The sequence below is a fragment of the Arthrobacter sp. H14 genome (assembly GCF_000520495.1).
Taxonomy (GTDB): Bacteria; Actinomycetota; Actinomycetes; order Actinomycetales; family Micrococcaceae; genus Arthrobacter_C.
The window spans coordinates 5,133-23,438 of the sequence record NZ_KI914645.1; the positions used below are offsets into that span (position 1 = coordinate 5,133).

At 61.1% G+C, this 18,306-nt stretch carries 20 protein-coding genes and 1 pseudogene; 11 read left to right on the forward strand and 10 right to left on the reverse strand.

Annotated features, from left to right (window positions below):
- A pseudogene (locus Y707_RS0108455) lies at window positions 1-265 on the forward strand (hypothetical protein); the annotation flags it as partial.
- A 14-nt stretch (window positions 266-279) separates the two neighbouring features.
- On the opposite strand, the gene Y707_RS0108460 reads toward Y707_RS0108455, so the two are convergent.
- Window positions 280-810, reverse strand: coding sequence for a hypothetical protein (locus Y707_RS0108460; protein ID WP_026534758.1), 531 nt, complete (start codon window positions 808-810; stop codon window positions 280-282).
- Window positions 807-1,385 (reverse strand): SatD family protein, encoded by a 579-nt coding sequence (locus Y707_RS0108465; protein ID WP_253905104.1) that lies wholly within the window; start codon window positions 1,383-1,385, stop codon window positions 807-809. The genes Y707_RS0108460 and Y707_RS0108465 overlap by 4 nt, the downstream gene beginning before the upstream one ends.
- Before the next feature lie 126 nt (window positions 1,386-1,511).
- Here Y707_RS0108465 and Y707_RS0108470 point away from each other — a divergent pair, with 126 nt between their 5' ends.
- Together Y707_RS0108470 and Y707_RS0108475 are read left to right on the forward strand one after the other, a co-directional pair.
- Window positions 1,512-1,886 (forward strand): DUF3054 domain-containing protein, encoded by a 375-nt coding sequence (locus Y707_RS0108470; RefSeq protein ID WP_035780882.1) that lies wholly within the window; start codon window positions 1,512-1,514, stop codon window positions 1,884-1,886.
- An 87-nt stretch (window positions 1,887-1,973) separates the two neighbouring features.
- The gene (locus Y707_RS0108475) at window positions 1,974-2,255 is read left to right on the forward strand and encodes an Lrp/AsnC family transcriptional regulator (RefSeq protein WP_026534761.1); all 282 of its coding nucleotides are present in this window, start codon (window positions 1,974-1,976) and stop codon (window positions 2,253-2,255) included.
- A gap of 7 nt (window positions 2,256-2,262) precedes the next feature.
- Here the strand turns inward: Y707_RS0108475 and trpD are convergent, their stop codons facing one another.
- Window positions 2,263-3,318, reverse strand: coding sequence for an anthranilate phosphoribosyltransferase (trpD, locus tag Y707_RS0108480; protein ID WP_026534762.1), 1,056 nt, complete (start codon window positions 3,316-3,318; stop codon window positions 2,263-2,265).
- Window positions 3,319-3,456: 138 nt separating this feature from the next.
- On the opposite strand from trpD, the gene ctaE reads away from it, so the two are divergent.
- The 4 genes from ctaE to qcrB all read left to right on the forward strand — a co-directional run bounded on the left by ctaE (window position 3,457) and on the right by qcrB (window position 7,742).
- Window positions 3,457-4,095: an aa3-type cytochrome oxidase subunit III gene (ctaE, locus tag Y707_RS0108485; RefSeq protein ID WP_035780883.1), complete on the forward strand. Its 639-nt coding sequence runs from the start codon at window positions 3,457-3,459 to the stop codon at window positions 4,093-4,095.
- 87 nt (window positions 4,096-4,182) lie between these two features.
- Entirely contained in the window at window positions 4,183-4,974 is a 792-nt protein-coding gene (gene qcrC / locus Y707_RS0108490; protein ID WP_026534764.1) for a cytochrome bc1 complex diheme cytochrome c subunit, read from the forward strand.
- 90 nt (window positions 4,975-5,064) lie between these two features.
- Window positions 5,065-6,093, forward strand: a complete 1,029-nt coding sequence (gene qcrA / locus Y707_RS0108495) for a cytochrome bc1 complex Rieske iron-sulfur subunit (RefSeq protein WP_026534765.1) — start codon at window positions 5,065-5,067, stop codon at window positions 6,091-6,093.
- Window positions 6,090-7,742 carry a cytochrome bc1 complex cytochrome b subunit gene (gene qcrB, locus Y707_RS0108500; RefSeq protein ID WP_026534766.1) on the forward strand — a complete coding sequence of 551 codons (1,653 nt, stop codon included), beginning with the start codon at window positions 6,090-6,092 and terminating at the stop codon, window positions 7,740-7,742. Before qcrA ends, qcrB begins: the two co-directional genes overlap by 4 nt.
- A 73-nt stretch (window positions 7,743-7,815) precedes the next feature.
- Here qcrB and Y707_RS0108505 read toward each other — a convergent pair whose 3' ends face one another.
- Window positions 7,816-8,610 (reverse strand): GntR family transcriptional regulator, encoded by a 795-nt coding sequence (locus Y707_RS0108505; protein WP_026534767.1) that lies wholly within the window; start codon window positions 8,608-8,610, stop codon window positions 7,816-7,818.
- Window positions 8,611-8,738: 128 nt separating this feature from the next.
- Between Y707_RS0108505 and Y707_RS0108510 the strand changes: the two genes are divergently transcribed.
- Window positions 8,739-9,044: an HPr family phosphocarrier protein gene (locus tag Y707_RS0108510; RefSeq protein ID WP_026534768.1), complete on the forward strand. Its 306-nt coding sequence runs from the start codon at window positions 8,739-8,741 to the stop codon at window positions 9,042-9,044.
- A gap of 75 nt (window positions 9,045-9,119) precedes the next feature.
- Here the strand turns inward: Y707_RS0108510 and Y707_RS0108515 are convergent, their stop codons facing one another.
- The 5 genes from Y707_RS0108515 to Y707_RS0108535 form a co-directional block, all read right to left on the reverse strand.
- On the reverse strand, window positions 9,120-9,521 hold the full coding sequence (locus tag Y707_RS0108515; RefSeq protein WP_026534769.1) for a cytochrome c oxidase subunit 4: 402 nt from the start codon (window positions 9,519-9,521) through the stop codon (window positions 9,120-9,122).
- Window positions 9,518-11,245, reverse strand: a complete 1,728-nt coding sequence (ctaD, locus tag Y707_RS0108520) for an aa3-type cytochrome oxidase subunit I (RefSeq protein ID WP_026534770.1) — start codon at window positions 11,243-11,245, stop codon at window positions 9,518-9,520. The genes Y707_RS0108515 and ctaD overlap by 4 nt, the downstream gene beginning before the upstream one ends.
- Before the next feature lie 9 nt (window positions 11,246-11,254).
- On the reverse strand, window positions 11,255-12,100 hold the full coding sequence (gene ctaC, locus Y707_RS0108525) for an aa3-type cytochrome oxidase subunit II (protein WP_026534771.1): 846 nt from the start codon (window positions 12,098-12,100) through the stop codon (window positions 11,255-11,257).
- A 175-nt stretch (window positions 12,101-12,275) separates the two neighbouring features.
- Window positions 12,276-12,662 (reverse strand): HesB/IscA family protein, encoded by a 387-nt coding sequence (locus Y707_RS0108530; RefSeq protein WP_026534772.1) that lies wholly within the window; start codon window positions 12,660-12,662, stop codon window positions 12,276-12,278.
- Window positions 12,663-12,802: 140 nt separating this feature from the next.
- A complete protein-coding gene (locus Y707_RS0108535) occupies window positions 12,803-14,227 on the reverse strand; it encodes a dipeptidase (RefSeq protein ID WP_026534773.1) in 1,425 nt (474 codons plus the stop codon).
- Between the two features lie 63 nt (window positions 14,228-14,290).
- On the opposite strand from Y707_RS0108535, the gene Y707_RS0108540 reads away from it, so the two are divergent.
- The gene (locus Y707_RS0108540; RefSeq protein ID WP_026534774.1) at window positions 14,291-14,893 is read left to right on the forward strand and encodes a DUF3043 domain-containing protein; all 603 of its coding nucleotides are present in this window, start codon (window positions 14,291-14,293) and stop codon (window positions 14,891-14,893) included.
- Window positions 14,894-14,898: 5 nt separating this feature from the next.
- Entirely contained in the window at window positions 14,899-15,975 is a 1,077-nt protein-coding gene (locus Y707_RS24495) for a tellurite resistance/C4-dicarboxylate transporter family protein (protein WP_051441791.1), read from the forward strand.
- A 64-nt stretch (window positions 15,976-16,039) separates the two neighbouring features.
- On the opposite strand, the gene Y707_RS0108550 is transcribed toward Y707_RS24495, so the two are convergent.
- Window positions 16,040-17,110, reverse strand: coding sequence for a quinone-dependent dihydroorotate dehydrogenase (locus Y707_RS0108550; RefSeq protein WP_026534775.1), 1,071 nt, complete (start codon window positions 17,108-17,110; stop codon window positions 16,040-16,042).
- 56 nt (window positions 17,111-17,166) lie between these two features.
- Here Y707_RS0108550 and Y707_RS24500 point away from each other — a divergent pair, with 56 nt between their 5' ends.
- A complete protein-coding gene (locus tag Y707_RS24500; protein WP_051441792.1) occupies window positions 17,167-18,276 on the forward strand; it encodes an alpha/beta hydrolase in 1,110 nt (369 codons plus the stop codon).
- Window positions 18,277-18,306 lie beyond the last annotated feature (30 nt).

Below are 18,306 nucleotides of genomic sequence, written 5' to 3' on the forward strand. Positions count from 1 at the left end.
TGTGAACACCGATTCCGGGCTGCCGCTCCCCCGCCGTTTAGTCCCGTCCGGCGGTTCCCAGTTCCGCGATGTTTCGGACTGGAAGGTTTTCCAACTCAACGACCAGCATGCGTTCATAGAAGTGCCGGCGGACGATCCGGCGCAGCCCGGTGATCTGGTTACTCTCGCCATCTCGCATCCCTGCACGCTGCATCAGCGGTGGTCCGCTCCCCTGCTGATCGATAATGAAGACCGCGTCGTAGGTATCGCCCGGTCATACTTCTAAGCTGCTGCCCGCGGCTACTGGACGTTCATCCATCCCACGCCGGTCGTTGCGGCTGCCCAGAGCACGCTGGCAAAAGTGCCGAGGATGAAACGCTCGGCAGCGCCGGACTCCGATCCCAGTTCGGAATACCGGCCGAGCCCCTTCACGGCCAGAACCACGGCCATGCCCTCCGGCCAGCCGGCGAGCAAGGTCCCGCTGATGGCCATACGTTCCAAAAATCCAATCCAGGCTCCGCCGCGCAATACGGGCGACTCGGTGACGTCGGTATTGTTCTCCGGATGCTCCCGGTTGAACGAAGACTGCAGGATGGCGACTGTAACCGGTCCGCCGCCGACGGCCGCTGCTAGAACTGTCAGGGAGTACCCAACAGCACCGAGCTTGATGTCGCCAAAAACTCCGGTCAGGGCGGCGAGTCCGAGCAGCGCAAGCAACACAATGGAAATCCACCGCATCCTTCCGGAACCTTCGCCGTCGTACTTCCGGAAATAGAGCGGGGCCGCCGCCACCGCAGTGAGGGCGAGTAGAACGATGCTGACAATGCTCACTGGTCGGCCTCCTTCAGGCGGCGGATTGCTGTCTCCCGGACCCGCTGGTCCTCCTGCCACAGACCGGCCCGCAATCTGGCCGAAACCGCTTGCTGGCTGATACCGAGGCTGGCGGCGATTTCCTGCTGGGTTGCCCCTGCCGCGAGCATGGTTCCGGCTTCCACGGCCGCCTCGGTCCGTTTCAGGGACAGGGCTCCGAGCAGCTGCAGGATCGCATCTACATCTTCACAAGCGGGATGCTGACCGCGGACGCAAATATGGCCGGCGGCGTGTTTGGCGTCCTCGACGGCTTCGCGTGCCTGTTCAAAGGCGGCTCCCGATCCGGCCCTGGTGCTCTCAGGTAACGGTTCCTTGACCGATCCAATCCCAATACCGACGCTCCACTTCTCCGTTTGGGCCAGTTTCAGGGCAATACGTACGACGGCGGCAGGGTCGTCCAGAATGCCCTGCACCTCATCGCCGGCCGTGCGTTCAAAGGCACGGACGGGAGTGAACCCGGAACCCTGATTGAGCTCAGCAAGCAGAGGGTCCACGAGATCGTCGCTTGTGCGGGATTTTCGTTGGTCGATAGTCATGACATACATCGGAACCACAATCGTTGTGACTTGTAAATATATCCACAAACTTACAGCTTTGTTTATGCGGATACAACCCTGAGCTCCCTCAGCGTATCCCCGTCCCGCCGTATTAGGCTGGCTGACATGCCAGTTGTACTCGCAGCCGCTCTCGATGCAGCGGTCATTCTCTTGTTCGCCATCCTTGGCCGGAACACCCATGAGCACGCAGTGGCCATCTTGGGCGTACTTGGCACCGCAGGACCATTCCTTCTGGCCGCTGCCATTGGATGGTCTGTGGCACGGGCGTGGCGCCGGCCATTTGGACTCTGGCCCGCCGGCGTCGCCATCTGGCTCGTCACCGTCGTGGGCGGACTGGCCCTGCGTGGACTTGCAGGTGGCGGCCTGGCCTTTGCTTTCCAACTGGTAACCCTCTGCTTCCTTGGCCTGACGATCCTCGGCCACCGGCTCGTCGGCACTCTTGCCTTAAGGCGCACCGCAAGGGCTGGAATGAACCAGTGACGCCAATGAACTAGTCTCAGTTCAGACCTCCGGCCGCGATCGCCAGACGCAAGGCCCACAACTTCCGTACCTTTGGAAAGGACCATCATGGTTACAGCTTTTGTCCTGATTAAGACCGACGCATCGAGGATCCCCGAATCAGCGGAGGAGATCTCGGGTCTCGACGGAATCAGCGAAGTTTATTCCGTGACCGGGGACTGGGACCTGATCGCCGTCGCTCGGGTGCGGCAGCACGAGGATCTGGCTGATGTCATTGCCGACCGCCTCTCGAAGGTTGCCGGCGTCGTCAGCACGACCACCCACATTTCTTTCCGGGCCTACTCGCAGCACGATCTGGATGCGGCGTTCTCCCTCGGCCTGGAAGGTTGAGGCGCGGCTAGCGTGTCACTTCGATCCAGCGCCGCAGGACATCCGCTGCGGCGCCGCTGCCGATGGATTCGCGTGCCCTTTCCGCCGCCACGGACATCCGGTCCTCAAGCGGGCCCTCGGCCGCTTCATCGAACGCCACCAGGCCGGCTGCGGCATTAAGTACGACGGCGTCGTGTACAGGGCCGGTTTCGCCCGCCAGCACCCGGCGCACCACCTCGGCATTGTAGGTGGCATCGGCGCCGCGGAGATCCTCCACAGTTGCGCGGTTGATGCCTACGGCGGCCGGGTCGAAGACCTGTTCCTTGATGGTGCCGCCACGCACTTCCCAGACCCTGGAACGACCCGTCGTCGTCATTTCGTCCAGTCCGTCATCACCGCGGAAGACCAATGCCCGGTTTCCCCGCGCGGCAAAGACGCCGGCCATCAAGGGTGCCATGGCCGGGTCGGCGACTCCGACGGCCGAGGCTGCTACGTCCGCGGGATTTATCAATGGACCGAGGAAATTGAACGCCGTCGCAACGCCCATCTGACGCCGCACGGCGGCCGCAAAACGCATGGACGGGTGAAACAGCTGGGCGAAGCAGAACGTAATTCCGGCCTTTTCGGCCGCTTCGACGACACCCTCAACAGGCAGATCGAGCCGCACCCCGAGGGCCTCGAGTACGTCGGCGGAACCGGAGGACGACGACGCCGCGCGGTTTCCGTGTTTGACGACCTTTGCTCCGGCCCCGGCACAGACCAGAGCGGACATGGTGGAAATATTGACTGTGTTGAGCCGGTCTCCCCCGGTCCCCACAATGTCCAGTGCCGGACCCGGAATCGATATCGGGCGGGCGTTATCCAGCATCGCTTCGACCAGCCCGGTCAATTCTTCAACCGTCTCGCCTTTGGCGCGGAGGGCGGTGAGAAAAGCGGCTATCTGGGCCTCCGAGGCCGTGCCTTCCATAATGGAGTTCATCGCCCATCGGCTGTGATCTGTGCTCAGGTCATGACGCCCTATGAGGGTCGTCAATAGCTGCGGCCACGTCGGGGCCGCCTTTTCTGCAGCTGGTGGGATACTCACACCTAGATGCTAGTCATCAATCCGCTTACGCGCCCAATATGGCGGTCCCCCGCGGAATTTCGTGACTTTGTAGAAAAAGATTGAACTGAATCCGGTGTCGGGTTGGGCAGGAGCCGGTTTTATAGACATAATGTCTATGTGACAACTGCTACCCATGCCCCCAGTTCTCCGGCGAATCCCACTCTGAACCGCCCGAATATGGTTTCCGTCGGAACCGTCGTCTGGCTCTCCAGCGAACTGATGTTTTTCGCCGGGTTGTTCGCCATGTACTTCACTCTCCGCTCCACTGCGGGGGAGATGTGGGCGACGGAATCAGAATTGCTCAACGTTCCGTTTGCGCTGGCGAACACCATCATCCTGGTGTCCAGTTCCTTCACCTGCCAGTTCGGCGTGTTCGCCGCTGAGCGGCTCCAGCCCCGTCGTATGGGCGGCATGTTCCAGATCGCCAAATGGGGCATGGTCGAATGGTTCCTCCTCACCTTCCTCCTTGGGGCGATCTTCGTGTCGGTCCAGGCATACGAGTACGCGACGCTGGTTTCCGAAGGCGTGTCGCTCTCGTCCAACTCCTATGGGTCGGCCTTCTATATCACCACGGGCTTCCACGGGCTTCACGTCATCGGTGGGTTGGTGGCATTCCTTCTGATTATCGGACGGGCCTTCGCGGCCAAACGTTTCGGACACTTCGAAGCCACCTCCGCCATCGTCACCTCTTACTACTGGCACTTTGTCGATGTCGTCTGGGTGGGACTGTTCATCATCATCTACTTCCTGAAGTAGCCCTTACTTGACTCTTTTTCTACAAGAGGCAGAATTTGAAATAGCGTCACACGCGCCACAGCAACAACGGACCGAAGGAACCACCACGTGAAGGCATTATCGCAACGGCGACGTCACCCGCTAACGGCAGTAGCACTGTTGTTGATGGGCCTCCTGCTCACGGGCGGTCTGTATGCGGTTGCCAGTGGCGCCAACGAGGCCAAGGCCCAAACCTCTACGTTCTCCGCCGAGGACATCGCCGAGGGCGAGAAACTCTTTATCGCCAACTGCGCCACCTGCCACGGTATGGAAGCCGGTGGAACCGAAACAGGTCCGTCACTGGTCGGCGTCGGGGCTGCTGCCGTTCACTTCCAGGTTGGAACCGGACGCATGCCGCTGCAGATGCAGGGCCCGCAGGCGATGGAGAAGCCGGCGCAATTCAATGAAGAAGAGACCAGGCAGATGGCGGCCTATGTCGCGTCTCTCGGCCCCGGACCGGCCATCCCCAGCGAAGAAGCCCTTGATACGTCGGATGCTGACGTCGCCCACGGCGGCGAGTTGTTCCGCGTGAACTGCGCCATGTGCCACAACGCTGCCGCCGCCGGGGGCGCCCTGACCCAGGGGAAGTTCGCGCCGGCCCTATCCGGAGTGAGCGATGCGCATGCTTACGAGGCCATGGTCACGGGTCCGCAGAACATGCCGGTCTTCAATGATGCGACCCTCCCGCCCGAGGGCAAGCAGGATATTCTCGCCTTCTTGAACTACATTGACGATAACAAGTCCCCCGGCGGTGCTGCTCTTGGCTCCCTGGGTCCGGTATCGGAGGGACTGTTCCTGTGGATCGCCGGTCTGGGTGTCATTATTGCCTTCACCATTTGGCTCACGTCCCGTTCGTCGTAGGAATCCATATGTCAACCGCTCACCCCGGTGAGGAACAGGAAAGTTCAGCACATTCAGCAATGAAGATTTCACAGGAGAATGAGGGGGACCATGGCCAGGCGAAATGACGGCAGTCCCAATACACCGGACCGCGTCGGCACTGACGGCCACGCGGAGGTCGAACGCTTCCACGATCCGGGCCTCCCCCCGCATCGCCCGCGGCTCGCGGACAAGGACCCGCGTGCGGCAAAACGTGCCGAGAAGCAAGTTGCAATTCTGTTCCTCATTTCGATCGTCGGCACGATCCTCTTCTTTGTTGGCTACTTCGCCATCGAGATCGATGAACCAGGAAGCTCAGACCTGCGTTTGCAGAACCTGCTGCTGGGCCTCGGTACGGCATTCGCCATGTTCGGAATCGGCATCGGGATCGTGCATTGGGCCAAAACCCTGATGCCTGACCACGAAGTGGTCGAGTCCCGCAAGCCGGTCACCAAGGAATCGGAACGCGCAGAGGCCGAACAGATCCTCGGTGACATCATCGAGGAGACCGGCATCAAGCGCCGCCCGCTCATCCGCAACACTATGCTCGTTGCCATGATTCTGGCCCCGTTCCCTGCAATTGCCATCTTCCGCGACCTCGGCCCCCTGCCCGGTGACGTGCTGCGGCACACCATGTGGGACGAAGGTGTGCGTCTGACGCTTGATCCGACGGGGACCCCGATCAGGGCCAGTGACGTCACCATTGGATCAGCTGTGCACGTTATTCCCGAAGGGCTTAACGAGGCCGAGCACAAGCTGGAAGAGAAGGCGAAGGCCGTCGTCTTGCTGATGCGCCTCAATCCTGAAGATCTCTCCCCGTCCGAAGGGCGCGAAGACTGGGGTTATGAAGGTATCGTTGCCTACTCCAAGATTTGTACCCATGTCGGGTGCCCGGTCGCGCTGTATGAACAGCAGACCCACCACCTGTTGTGCCCCTGTCACCAGTCGACGTTCGACTTGACCCAGGAGTGCAAGGTCATCTTCGGCCCGGCCGTCCGGCCCTTGCCGCAGTTGCCGATCACCGTTGACGCCGAGGGCTACCTGGTGGCCCAAAGTGATTTCACGGAACCCGTTGGACCTAGCTTCTGGGAGCGCGGATGAGCACTTCGACAGCACCATATGAGCCCAAGACCAACGTTGGGCGTATCACCAACTACGTGGACCAGCGTGTCGGCGGATCCGGAATGGTCCGCGAATTCGGTCGCAAGGTTTTCCCTGATCACTGGACATTCATGTTCGGCGAGGTTGCGCTGTACTCCTTTGTGATCCTGCTACTCTCCGGCACCTTCCTCACGTTCTTCTTCGATCCGTCCATGGCGGAGACCCATTATGACGGCAGTTATGTGCCGCTCAAGGGCGTGGAGATGTCGATGGCCTATGCATCGTCGTTGGATATCTCCTTCGATATCCGGGGCGGGTTGTTCATGCGCCAGGTGCACCACTGGTCAGCTCTGCTGTTCGTGGCGGCAATGTCGGTGCACATGCTCCGCGTCTTCTTCACCGGCGCGTTCCGGAAACCCCGCGAATTGAACTGGGTGGTTGGTGCCACCCTGTTGATTCTCGGCCTGGCCGAAGGCTTTACCGGCTACTCGCTGCCGGATGATCTGCTCTCGGGCAACGGACTGCGGATTATCGATGGCGTCATCAAGTCGATACCGATTGTCGGAACATACATCTCCTTCTTCCTCTTTGGCGGTGAATTTCCGGGAACGGTTATCATTCCACGGTTGTATGTTCTCCATATCCTGCTGATACCAGCGTTCATCCTGCTCATGATTGCCATCCACCTCTTCATGGTTGTGGTGCACAAGCACACACAGTTCGCTGGGCCTGGCCGCACCAACAACAATGTCGTTGGGTTCCCCGTCGGCCCTGTTTATGCTGCCAAGGCCGGTGGATTCTTCTTCATCGTGTTTGGTGTCGTGGCCCTGATGGCAGGGATGTTCACGATCAACCCGATCTGGAATTACGGGCCCTACGATCCCTCCCCCATCTCGGCTGGTACCCAGCCGGACTGGTATATCGGCTTCGTCGACGGCGCGCTGCGGCTCATGCCAGGCGTTTGGGAGTTCGTCATCTTCGGGTACACGCTCAGTCTGAATGTGCTCCTTCCGGCGCTGGTGCCGGCTGGCATCCTGTTTGCGCTGCTGTTCCTCTGGCCATGGCTGGAAGCCTGGGTTACCAAGGACAAGCGCGAGCACCACCTGCTGGACCGGCCACGCAACGCTCCGACACGGACCGCGATCGGTGTCGCCGGTGTTATCTACTACTGCGTACTGTGGGCCGCGGCCAGTTCCGACTTGATCGCGACTCACTTCTCGATATCGCTCAATGACGTCATCTACTGGCTCCGGGCACTGTTCATCCTTGGACCTATCATCGGATTCGTCGTGTCGAAGAGGATTGCCTTGGCTCTGCAGCGCAAGGACCGCGAGATCGCGCTCCATGGCAGGGAGACCGGGCGTATCGTCCGCCTTCCGCATGGTGAGTTCATCGAGGTTCACGAGCCGCTGGATAAGTACAAGCAGTACAAGCTGGTGAACTTCGAATCGCATGATGTCCTGCCTGCGCAGCCCAATGCTGAAGGCAAGATCACCAAGACGGAGAAGGCCCGTGGCCTGCTGTCCCGGATCTTCTTCGAAGACCGAGTGGCACCGGCAAGTCCGGCAGAAATCCGTGCGGCGCACGCCCATGGGCACGGTGAGGTTGAAGGCGAGAGGGAGAAGAAGGCCGAGGTTTCAGGCCACTAATGGACTGTAGATATGGGGTCGATCCAGCGGATCGACCCCATATCTATTTAACTTTCGGTTCGCCGCTTCCCGTTCAGCCCGTATGCCGATTGAGGGAGTACGCCCGCGGGGTGCGCACGCCAGGCCGCTGAAGCGGCACCCAGAGCTTGTAACGGTCGGCCCGGTAATACGAAACGGAATAGTCAACCATCGCCCTGGAGACGAATGCATGGCGGGAAATCTTCAGCAGCGGAGCGCCCATTTCGACATTGAGAAGCCGGGCGATGGACGGAGAGGCGGCGGTGGCTTCGATCATGTCCTCGCCCCACTCCATCACAAGACCGTACCGTTCGCTAAGCACGTTATACAACGAGGTGGGCGGCGGATCATCGAGGATACCGGGTACCCGCCGGGCGGGAATGAAATTCTCGTCCACGCTCATCGGTTCACCATCCGCCAGCAGTTGGCGGCGGAACCGCACTACAGGCTGTCCCTCCTCCATCTGAAGCTCACGGGCAAGGAAGGCGCTGGCGCTGACCTGTTCGAAACTGAGGACGTGTGCGGCCGGTACCATGCCGCGGCGCTGCATTTCCTCGCTGTATGAGGTCAGCTTGACCTGCAGGTCCATCTTCCGGTGCGCTACGAAGGTGCCCAGGCCAACGATGCGTTCCACGACCTGTTCCCCCACGAGGGCGTCGATGGCCTGCCGGACGGTCATCCGCGCAAGTCCGAAACGTTCACTGAGCTCACGCTCGGATGGTATTGACTGACCCGGTTCGCAGTCATTCTCAATAAATGTGCGCAGGATGTCCCTGAGCTGGGCATAAATGGCGATATTCGACCGGCGGGAGATCTCGCCTTCGATGGAGGAGGCTGTCAGCGATGTCACCTGTTCCACTCCCCCAAGTTGATTTTTTCCTAGGCCTCTATTCTACCGATCGGAGAAGATACTCCGTGCGCGGCCTGCACCTGCTATTTTCGTAATGAGACTTTTTTGATCGAACGATGGGAACCGCTATGCCCGTACGGACAACGACGGTAACGGCAGAGATTGGTCTGCATGCCCGTGCTGCCGCTGTATTCGTCCGGGCAGTAATTGACAGTGGCCAGCCGGTCACCATAGCCAAGCCAGGCCACCCCGCTGTCGATGCGCATTCCCTGCTTGCTGTGATGGCGCAGGACTTCGAGCGTGGCTCCGTGGTTGAACTGGCCATCGACAACGCCAAGGCGGAGCCTGGCGTCAGCGAGGCGACTCTGGAGGATCTCGTGCACTTGTTGAGTTCCCAGCACGGGAAGCTGAAGGATCCGGCGTCACAAACCTGAGTGGGGAGCTGCCCAATACGGACAACTCCCCACAATGCGTTTTGTGACGCCGGCTGATCAGCGGGCGCTAATGGATCAGTGCGCGTGTTCTCCGCGGCTGTACTCGTAGACCCAACCGACCAGTGCGATGACGGCCATGCCGGCTGCAATGTAAACGATCCAGAAATCTATGGCCAGTCCGAGGAAACCGACGGCGCAGGCTGCTCCCAGGAACAGTGGCCACCAGCTCCAAGGGCTGAAGTGGCCCTGCTCGCCGGATCCTTCATGTATCTCACCATCGAGGCGATCTTCAGGTCGCGCTCCGACGCGGCGGCCGGTGAAGCCGAGGTAGAACCCGATCATGCCGGACAGGCCGGTGACGAGTAGCAGGCCGATGATGCCTACCCATTCCCCCCAACCGGTCATGAAGCCATACACGATGGCGGCCGGGAGGAAGAAGAAAATGCCCAGGCTGAAGAGGTAGGTTTCTACTTTCATTTGCTTGCGTCCCCCCTGTCGGCAGCGCCAAGCGCGGCGGCCACCGGTGACCCGGATGTATCAAACGTTGACAGTTCCGGATGGTGCAGATCGAGTGCAGGGCGCTCCGACCGGATCCGCGGCAGTGATGTGAAGTTGTGCCGGGGCGGAGGGCAGGAGGTCGCCCATTCGAGCGATGCGCCGAATCCCCACGGATCGTCCACTGCCACCTTGGTCTTGCTGCGCCAGGTGATGTACACGTTCCAAAAGAACGGGATGAGCGACGCGCCCAGGACGAACGAGGAAACAGTGGAGAACTGGTTCATCCAGGTGAAGTTGTCCTCGGGCAGATAGTCGGCGTAGCGGCGCGGCATTCCGAGCACGCCCAGCCAGTGCTGGATGAGGAATGTTCCGTGGAAACCGAGGAAGAGCAACCAGAAGTGGATCTTTCCGAGCCGTTCGTTGAGCATCTTACCGGTCCACTTGGGCCACCAGAAATAGAACCCGGCGAACATCGCGAAGACCACCGTACCGAAGACCACGTAGTGGAAGTGGGCCACAACGAAGTAGGTGTCTGAGACGTGGAAGTCCAGCGGCGGGGAGGCCAGGATGATTCCGGTGAGTCCGCCGAAGAGGAAGGTCACGAGGAAGCCCAGGCTCCACAGCATGGGCGTCTCAAAGGTGAGCGAACCACGCCACATGGTGCCGATCCAGTTGAAAAACTTCACACCCGTGGGCACTGCGATGAGCATGGTCATGAAGGCGAAGAACGGCAGCAGTACCGAGCCGGTGACGTACATGTGGTGCGCCCAGACTGTCACAGACAGTGCGGCAATGGCGATCGTCGCGTATACCAGGCCTTTGTAGCCGAAAACAGGTTTGCGGCTGAACACCGGGAAGATTTCAGAGACGATACCGAAGAACGGCAGGGCAATAATGTACACCTCGGGGTGGCCGAAGAACCAGAAGAGGTGCTGCCACAGGATGGCGCCCCCGTTTTCGGGATCAAAGATGTGGGCGCCGAACCTCCGGTCTGCTCCCAGCCCGAACAGTGCCGCCGCCAGCGGCGGGAACGCCATCAGGACCAGGATGGACGTCACAAGCGCGTTCCAAGTGAAGATCGGCATCCGCCACATGGTCATACCGGGTGCCCGCATGCAGATGATGGTGGTGATGAAGTTGACGGCACCGAGAATGGTTCCGAAACCAGTCAGAGCGAGTCCGAAGACCCACAGGTCCCCTCCCAGCCCGGGCGAAAACGTTGTATTCGACAGGGGTGCGTAGGCGAACCACCCGAAGGAGGCGGCACCTTGCGGGGTCAGGAAGCCGGAAATAACGATAATGCTGCCGAAGAGGAAGAACCAGTAAGCCAACGCATTCAGGCGTGGGAACGCCACGTCAGGCGCCCCAATCTGCAGCGGCATGATGACATTGGTGAACCCGGCGAACAGCGGGGTGGCGAACAGCAGCAACATCACCGTGCCGTGCATCGTGAACAGCTGATTGTACTGTTCCTTCGTCTGCAGCAACTGCATGCCGGGTTCGAACAGCTCGGCCCGGATGACCAGTGCCATCACGCCGCCGAGGCAGAAGAAGAGGAAAGACGTAATCAGATAGAGATACCCGATTGTCTTGTGGTCCGTCGTCGTCAGCCAGTTGACGACGATGCGACCCTTGGATCTGGGGACCACACGTGGAGCGACCGTTGCTCCGGAGTCGCTTGAGGAATATTCGTACGTAGACACCGGTTCCCCTTAGTCGTTCTGTTGCGGGTAGGAATCGCGGTCATACTTTTCGCGCAGCTGACCGTCCTGGAGGGTGGCGAGATGATCCTCGAATTCGGCCTGGTCGACGACCTTGACCCGGAAGAGCATCTCCGAGTGGTATTCACCACAGAGCTCAGCGCATTTTCCGTCGAACGTCCCCTCACGGGTCGGCGTCAACGTGATGTAGTTCGTCTTGCCCGGGATCATGTCCCTCTTCTGCAGGAACGCCGGGACCCAAAAGGAGTGGATAACGTCGCGGGAATTCAGCTGCAGTTCGACCGTCTGATTGACCGGTAGGTACAGCGTCGGCAGCGTGTCCGGAATACCCTCTTCACCGTCGAGGTGTGCCTGGATGCCGGCGTCGTATTTGTCTGCCTTGACGTAGTTGAAGTCCCAGGACCACTGCTTGCCGCGGACATCGACGATCACGTCCGGGTTCTCGGCACGCGCGTCGAGAACCCGCTGTTCCTTGTCAGTGAAGTAGAACAGCACCATCACCATGAACAGCGGGATCGTCAGATACAGAACTTCGAGGGGAAGGTTGTAGCTGATCTGACGGGGGAAGCCGGTCTCGTTCTTCCGGCGGCGGTAGGCAACGAGACACCAGATGATCAACGCCCAGGTGATAACGCCGATCGCCAGTGCGGCAATCCATGAATTCACCCACAACGAGATGATCTCATCCGTGTGGTTGGTGGTGCCCGGTGTGCTGGGCAACCAGCCATATTGGGCTGCTTCCGAACAACCCGTCAATGCCAACGCGCCAACCAGCGCCAAGCCCGTGATCTTGGCAGACTTAGCGCGCCGGCTGCCGGTTTGGTTCTGCGAACTCACAGACGGCCCTTCCTCTTGTTACGTGCTACAACCACACCTGCGCAACTGCGCGCAGGAGTGCACATTCAGTTTTACTACTCACTGTAGAGCTTACCGTCGCTGCCGGATTTCCGCTGACAGGTTGTACCCGTGCGTCGGAGCCGGCGAACAAGAGGGTTTCGCCTACAGGCGTCCTTTAGTGGAAGGAGTCTCCACAGGCGCAGGAGCCGCCGGCGTTGGGGTTGTCAATGGTGAAACCCTGCTTCGAAATGGTGTCTTCGAAGTCGATTTTTGCCCATGTGAGATAGGGCACACTCATTTTGTCGACAACGACTTGGACTCCAGAGAAGTCGCGAAGCGCATCGCCGTCCAGGATGCGCTCGTCGAAGTAGAGCTGGTAGATCAGTCCGGAGCAGCCCCCGGGCTGTACCGCCACGCGGAGGCGAAGGTCGGTGCGGCCCTCTTGTTCGAGGAGGCTGCGCACTTTTTCAGCTGCGACAGTGGAGAGTTCGACTTCGTGCTGGGGCATGTCCTCAACGGCAGCGCCGGCGTCGCTCTGGATTTCGCTTGATGTGGCAGTCATGGCTTTCTTAACTCCTTGCAGGTTGTGGCGGAAAGGGCAGCTCGCTTACGCTGCCGTATTCCACGTGCAGGCACACTTCCAGTCTACGACCGGCAGGGCTATGGGCGTAACCGGATAAGGGCCCCGTTGATTCCAAACCATCAGAGTCCTTCGCTGTTGATTTTTGCCAGCATCAGGGCCTCGGCCAGAACGGCCTTTTTGAACTCGCCAAGATGGAGCGACTCATTGGCGCTGTGGGCCCGCGAATCCGGGTCTTCCACCCCGGTAATCAGGATCTGCGCCTCGGGATAAATCTCGGTGAGGTCGGCTATGAACGGAATAGAGCCTCCGACGCCGGTTTCCACCGCGTCCACGCCCCACGCCTGCTGCAGTGCCCAGAGGGCCCGCTGCCCGGCGGCCGCCGACGTGTCTGTTGCGAAGGGACTGCCCGTCTCGCCCGGTGTGAAGGTTACGCTGGCACCGAATGGGGCGTGCTTCTGCACATGCGTTTCAACCGCATGCATAGCTTCGGTCGGGTCCTGGCCGGGTGCCAGGCGCAGACTGAACTTTGCCCGCGCCGAGGGCAGCAGAGTATTGGAGGATTTCGCCACGCTTGGCACATCCATACCAATTATCGACAGTGCAGGCTGGCTCCATAACCGGGATGCAAGCGAACCCTTTCCGGCAAGAGTGACGCCGTCGAGGACTGACGCATCGGCCCGGTAGTCAGCTTCGGGATAATCCACCGATGCATCGTCATTGCGTACAAGGCCCTCGATGGCCACCGCCCCGGACTCATCGTGGAGGGTGGCGATCAGCCGGGACAGCAGTGTCGGCGCGTCGAGAACTGGTCCTCCGAACATGCCCGAATGGACGGCGTGCTCGAGCACCTGGACTTCAATGGTTCCGTCAACGAGACCACGCAGACTGGTGGTGAGCGCGGGAACGCCGACCTTCCAGTTGCTTGAATCGGCCACTACGATCACATCCGCCCGCAGCAGTTCCTGGTGGGTTTGCAGGAACTTCCGGAACGTTGGCGAACCGGCCTCTTCCTCGCCCTCAATAAACAGGGTAATACCGACGCCGAGATCCGGACCCAAGAGCCCGTCCAGGCTTCTGAGTGCCGAGATATGGGCCATGATGCCGGCCTTATCGTCGGCAGCTCCACGCCCGAAGAGCCGGTCCCCTCGTTCAGTTGCCGTGAATGGTTCGCTCCCCCACAGGTCAGCATCGCCCGGAGGTTGAACGTCGTGGTGTGCATACAGCAGCACGGTCGGCATGCCCGCTCGTGCCGGGCGGCGGGCGACAACCGCGGGGCCGCCGGGAACGCCGTCGTTATCCACGCGCAGGATCTGCACGTCTTCCACTCCGGACTCCCGGATGAGCCGCGCGACTGCTTCCGCGCTGAGCTGGAGCTGTTCCGGATCGAACGCCTCCCAGGCGATTCCGGGAATGGATACGAGGTCCTTCAGCTGTCTGACGGTTTGCTCGAAGTCGGCATCAATCTGCCGGCGGATGGCTTCGACGTCGACATTGTCCTTGGCGCCGGCCTCTTTGCTGGCGGAGTTCTGTATTTGATCAGTCATAGTCGACACCATACCGGCGCAGGAGCGTGCCGTCATGGTGATGGAACAAGGTACTGTAGAAAGGTGTTTGGACGAAATAAAGAGCCGCAGCCCGCCCAAGCGACGGCGGAGGACGAGAGCTCCTCGAACGAGAACCCGGAAACCCGTAACCTGGGCAAAGGTGCTCCCACGCCCAAGCGCAAGTCCCAAGAGGCTGCGCGCAAGCGGCCCCTGGTGCCCAATGACCGCAAGGAAGCGAAGGCCAGGAACCGCGAGGCCCAACAGCGCGAACGGGCCAGGATGCGCCAGGCCCTGGATACCGGTGAAGAAAAGTATCTCCCGCTGCGCGACAAAGGACCGCAGCGCCGGTTCGTGCGCGATTACGTTGATGCGCGCTACAACGCCGGTGAGTACCTGATCATTGCTGCCTTCGTGTTCGTGTTGATTACGTTCATCCCGATTCCCGGCCTGACATTCTGGATCCTGATTGCCTTCTGGGCCATGTTTGCCATCGTCTTCGTGGATGGGTTCCTGCTGCACCGCCGGATGAAGGGGCTGTTGACCCGCAAGTTTGGCGTGGTCCAGCCCGGAACGGCATGGTATGCCGTCACACGCTCCGCTCAGCTCCGCCGGCTCCGCCTGCCGAAACCCATGGTTAAGCGCGGCGAATACCCCGACGCTTCCTAAGCGCTTTGCCAGGCAACGGTTCCACGGCGCCGACCCTGATTCGCCGGGTCGACGGCGCGGTTGCCGAGTTGCCTCCGTCCGCCTTTGCCTTCGTGATGGCGAGCGCTATCACCGCACTTGGCTTTGACCTCCTCGACCAGGTTGTCATCTCGCTGACCCTGCTGGTATTTGCCGTGACCGGTGGAGTACTGCTCGCTGTGGCGACGGTATGGAGGCTTGCCGTCCACCGTTCGAATGTGATGTCCGACGCCGGGAATCCGGCCAAGACGTTCGGATTCTTCACCACGGTCGCCGCCGCCAATGTTATAGGCGCTTATCTGAGCATGTCCGGCCGCTTTACCGGCTTCGCGGCTCTGGCCCTTTTCAGCGCCGTGCTGTGGCTGTTGTTGACCTACGCCCTTCCATCCGCCGTCGTCCTCGGACACGGCGATAAATCAGTGATGGCTGACGTCAATGGCAGCTGGTTCCTGTGGGTGGTCGGCACCGAGTCCGTGGCGACGTCCGCCGCCATCGCCGCCGGCCGCTGGCATCCGGAGATCATGGGATCGATCGCCATCGGCCTTTGGGGTGTTGGAATTGCCCTTTACCTGCTGGTGGCGACCCTGGTTACGCTCCGCATGCTCGTCCGCGAGAACGTTCCCACCGGACTGAGCCCCACCTACTGGATTTATATGGGCGCGACGGCGATCTCGGTGCTGGCAGGGTCCCGCATCCTCCTGCTGCCGGCGGACCTTCCCATCATGCAGGCGACCCGGCACTTCGTCGCGGGGATGAGCTACGTGTTGTGGTCGCTCGGCTTGTGGTGGATACCTCTGCTGCTGATTTTCGGGCTGTGGCGGCACATGGTCCGGCGTGTGCCGCTGAAGTATGAGGCGGCCCTGTGGAGTATTGGCTTCCCACTTGGCATGTACTCGGTGGCGAGCATGCTCTACGGCGCCACGCAGGACATTGCCTTCATGATCCGCATCGGCCAGACTGGCATCTGGGTTGCGGGCGTGATCTGGCTTGTTTCAACCATCGCCATGGTCCGGAGCGGACTGCGGTGGCTGGTCCCTGGGGCGACGGCGGCCAGGACAGCCTGAGTACCCGTCGCCCGCGGGCGACGGGTACTCAGCCCGCGACTGACTGAGCCTGGAAAAAGGTGTTCTAGGACTGGAGGAGCCGGGCAAGCCGGCGGTTAATGCGCGCCGCCCAGAAGGGGCCCTCATACAGGAAAGCGGTGTAACCCTGGACGAGGGTGGCACCTGCCTCCAACCGTTCGGCGACGTCCTCGGCAGTCTCCACACCGCCGACGGAGATCAGAGTCAGATTCCCCCCCGCAGCCTGGCGTAATCTCCGCAGCACCTCTAGTGAGCGGTCTTTCAATGGCGCTCCGGAAAGACCGCCGACGCCGAGGGCGGTCACCGCGTCGGCGTCGGTCGTCAGGTTCTCGCGGGTAATAGTCGTGTTCGTGGCGATGATGCCGTCAAGGCCCATATCAACTGCCAGCCGGGCGACGCCGTCAATATCGGATTCTGTCAGATCCGGCGCGATTTTGACCAGCAACGGGACATGGCGTCCCGCCTCCTGATCGGCGCACTCCCCCACCCTTTTCAACAGCGGCCGTAGCGAATCGACATTTTGGAGCAGGCGCAGGCCGGGCGTGTTGGGCGAGCTGACGTTGACGACCAGATAGTCCGCGACCGGGGCCAGAGCGCGGGTGCTGACGAGGTAATCCTCGATGGCGTCGCGCAGGTTCACCTTCTTGGTCTTGCCAATGTTGACGCCGATGACAGGCCGGACGGCCCCGTAGCTTTTCTTCAAGGCGCGGCCCGCCTTGGCAAGACGGGGCGCGATGGCTGCGGCGCCGTCGTTATTGAATCCCATACGGTTGATGACGGCGCGGTCCTGAACCAACCGGAACAGCCGCGGTTGGGGGTTTCCCGGCTGGGCCTGCCCGGTTATGGTTCCGACTTCCACGCTGCCGAAACCGAGGTCCGTCAGCGCCTCAATGCCGCTGCCCTCCTTGTCGAAACCCGCTGCCAGCCCGAAGGGGGACGGAAACATGAGTCCCATCGCTGTGGTTTGCAGAACCGGCGAGGGCTGGGTGAAGCGGCGGAGCATCCTGCCTGCCCCGATGCGGTGTGCGGTCCGGATGAGGACGAAGCCGATGCGGTGGGCCCGTTCGGCATCCATATCGGAAAAAACCACACGGAAGAAGGCAGGATAAAGGCGCATGGGTTAAGTGTTGCCGTTCGTACGCCTGCTGCCAAACCGGCCGATAGGATGGCCGGATGGAAGCCGGACAAAGCATGGGGTCACCTTCATGGGAACCTGACTTCCTGGGACACGGATTTGAGAAGCTGGACCTGCCGCTCGGCACGGATGAAGAAGGTGAAGTCCTCGCCACCCTTGTGCGCTACCGGCCAACCGCGGCCGTCGAGCCTGCTGGAGATGAAATGCCGCTCCTCCGGCAGTTGCGCACCTGGTGGAACCGGATCGGGGCCGGGGGGTCCAATCCCGGCGGGCCGGCTCCGCAGGCAGTTCTGTACGTCCATGGCTGGAACGACTATTTTTTCCATGTCGAACTGGCGCAGTTCTGGGCAGGGCTCGGCGTCGCGTGCTACGCCGTGGATCTGCGTAAATTCGGCCGGAGCCTGCGCCCGCATCAGACTCCGGGATTCATGACCTCATTGGAGGATTATGACGCTGACCTGGAAGCCGCCATTGAGGCGGTCGAAACCGACCAGAGAACGCTTCACGGCTTGGCCCATGTTGAGGGTGGCTCCGCCGAGGTGAACGTGAACCTGATGGCGCACTCCGCTGGTGGGCTGATAGCGGCGCTATGGGTGCACCGGCATCCCGGAAGGATCAGGAGCCTGATCCTCAACAGTCCCTGGCTGGAGCTGCATGGCAGCTCGATCGTGCGCAACGCGACTGCTTCCCTGGTGGAGCCGTTGGCGCGCGTCAGACCCAAGGCGAGGCTGAAACTGCCGGAATTCGGGTTGTACTGGCGGAGCTTGAGCAACCAGGCCGACGGCGAATGGGAGCTGAATAGTGACTGGCGGTGGGAATACGGCTTTCCGATCCTGGCCGGTTGGCTCCGGGCAGTGTTGGCCGGTCATTCCCAGATTGCCGCCGGCCTGAAGATTGATGTTCCGGTGCTGGTGCTGATCTCGGCGCGATCGGTGGTCAGTCCCACCTGGACGGAGGATGCGATGCAGACGGATATCGTGCTCGACGTTGAGCAGATCGCGCTACGCGCACCGGGACTTGGCCGCACGGTGACGATCGTCCGGACCGAGGGTGCGCTGCACGACGTTCTGCTCTCCAGCAAGTCCGTGCGGCGTAAGGTGTACCAGGACCTCGAGCAGTGGGCGCGCTGCTACCTGCTTGATGCCTAGGAGGAGCCAGGGCCGCCAGCCGCGTCCACC

What these genes read in the sequence shown, in the direction of transcription:
- Y707_RS0108465 (WP_253905104.1), bottom strand. Translation starts at nt 1,385, where the DNA reads ATGACTATCGACCAACGAAAATCCCGCACAAGCGACGATCTCGTGGAC.
- Y707_RS0108470 (WP_035780882.1), top strand. Translation starts at nt 1,512, where the DNA reads ATGCCAGTTGTACTCGCAGCCGCTCTCGATGCAGCGGTCATTCTCTTG.
- Y707_RS0108475 (WP_026534761.1), top strand. Translation starts at nt 1,974, where the DNA reads ATGGTTACAGCTTTTGTCCTGATTAAGACCGACGCATCGAGGATCCCC.
- qcrA (WP_026534765.1), top strand. Translation starts at nt 5,065, where the DNA reads ATGGCCAGGCGAAATGACGGCAGTCCCAATACACCGGACCGCGTCGGC.
- qcrB (WP_026534766.1), top strand. Translation starts at nt 6,090, where the DNA reads ATGAGCACTTCGACAGCACCATATGAGCCCAAGACCAACGTTGGGCGT.
- Y707_RS0108510 (WP_026534768.1), top strand. Translation starts at nt 8,739, where the DNA reads ATGCCCGTACGGACAACGACGGTAACGGCAGAGATTGGTCTGCATGCC.
- Y707_RS0108515 (WP_026534769.1), bottom strand. Translation starts at nt 9,521, where the DNA reads ATGAAAGTAGAAACCTACCTCTTCAGCCTGGGCATTTTCTTCTTCCTC.
- Y707_RS0108530 (WP_026534772.1), bottom strand. Translation starts at nt 12,662, where the DNA reads ATGACTGCCACATCAAGCGAAATCCAGAGCGACGCCGGCGCTGCCGTT.
- Y707_RS0108535 (WP_026534773.1), bottom strand. Translation starts at nt 14,227, where the DNA reads ATGACTGATCAAATACAGAACTCCGCCAGCAAAGAGGCCGGCGCCAAG.
- Y707_RS0108550 (WP_026534775.1), bottom strand. Translation starts at nt 17,110, where the DNA reads ATGCGCCTTTATCCTGCCTTCTTCCGTGTGGTTTTTTCCGATATGGAT.
- Y707_RS24500 (WP_051441792.1), top strand. Translation starts at nt 17,167, where the DNA reads ATGGAAGCCGGACAAAGCATGGGGTCACCTTCATGGGAACCTGACTTC.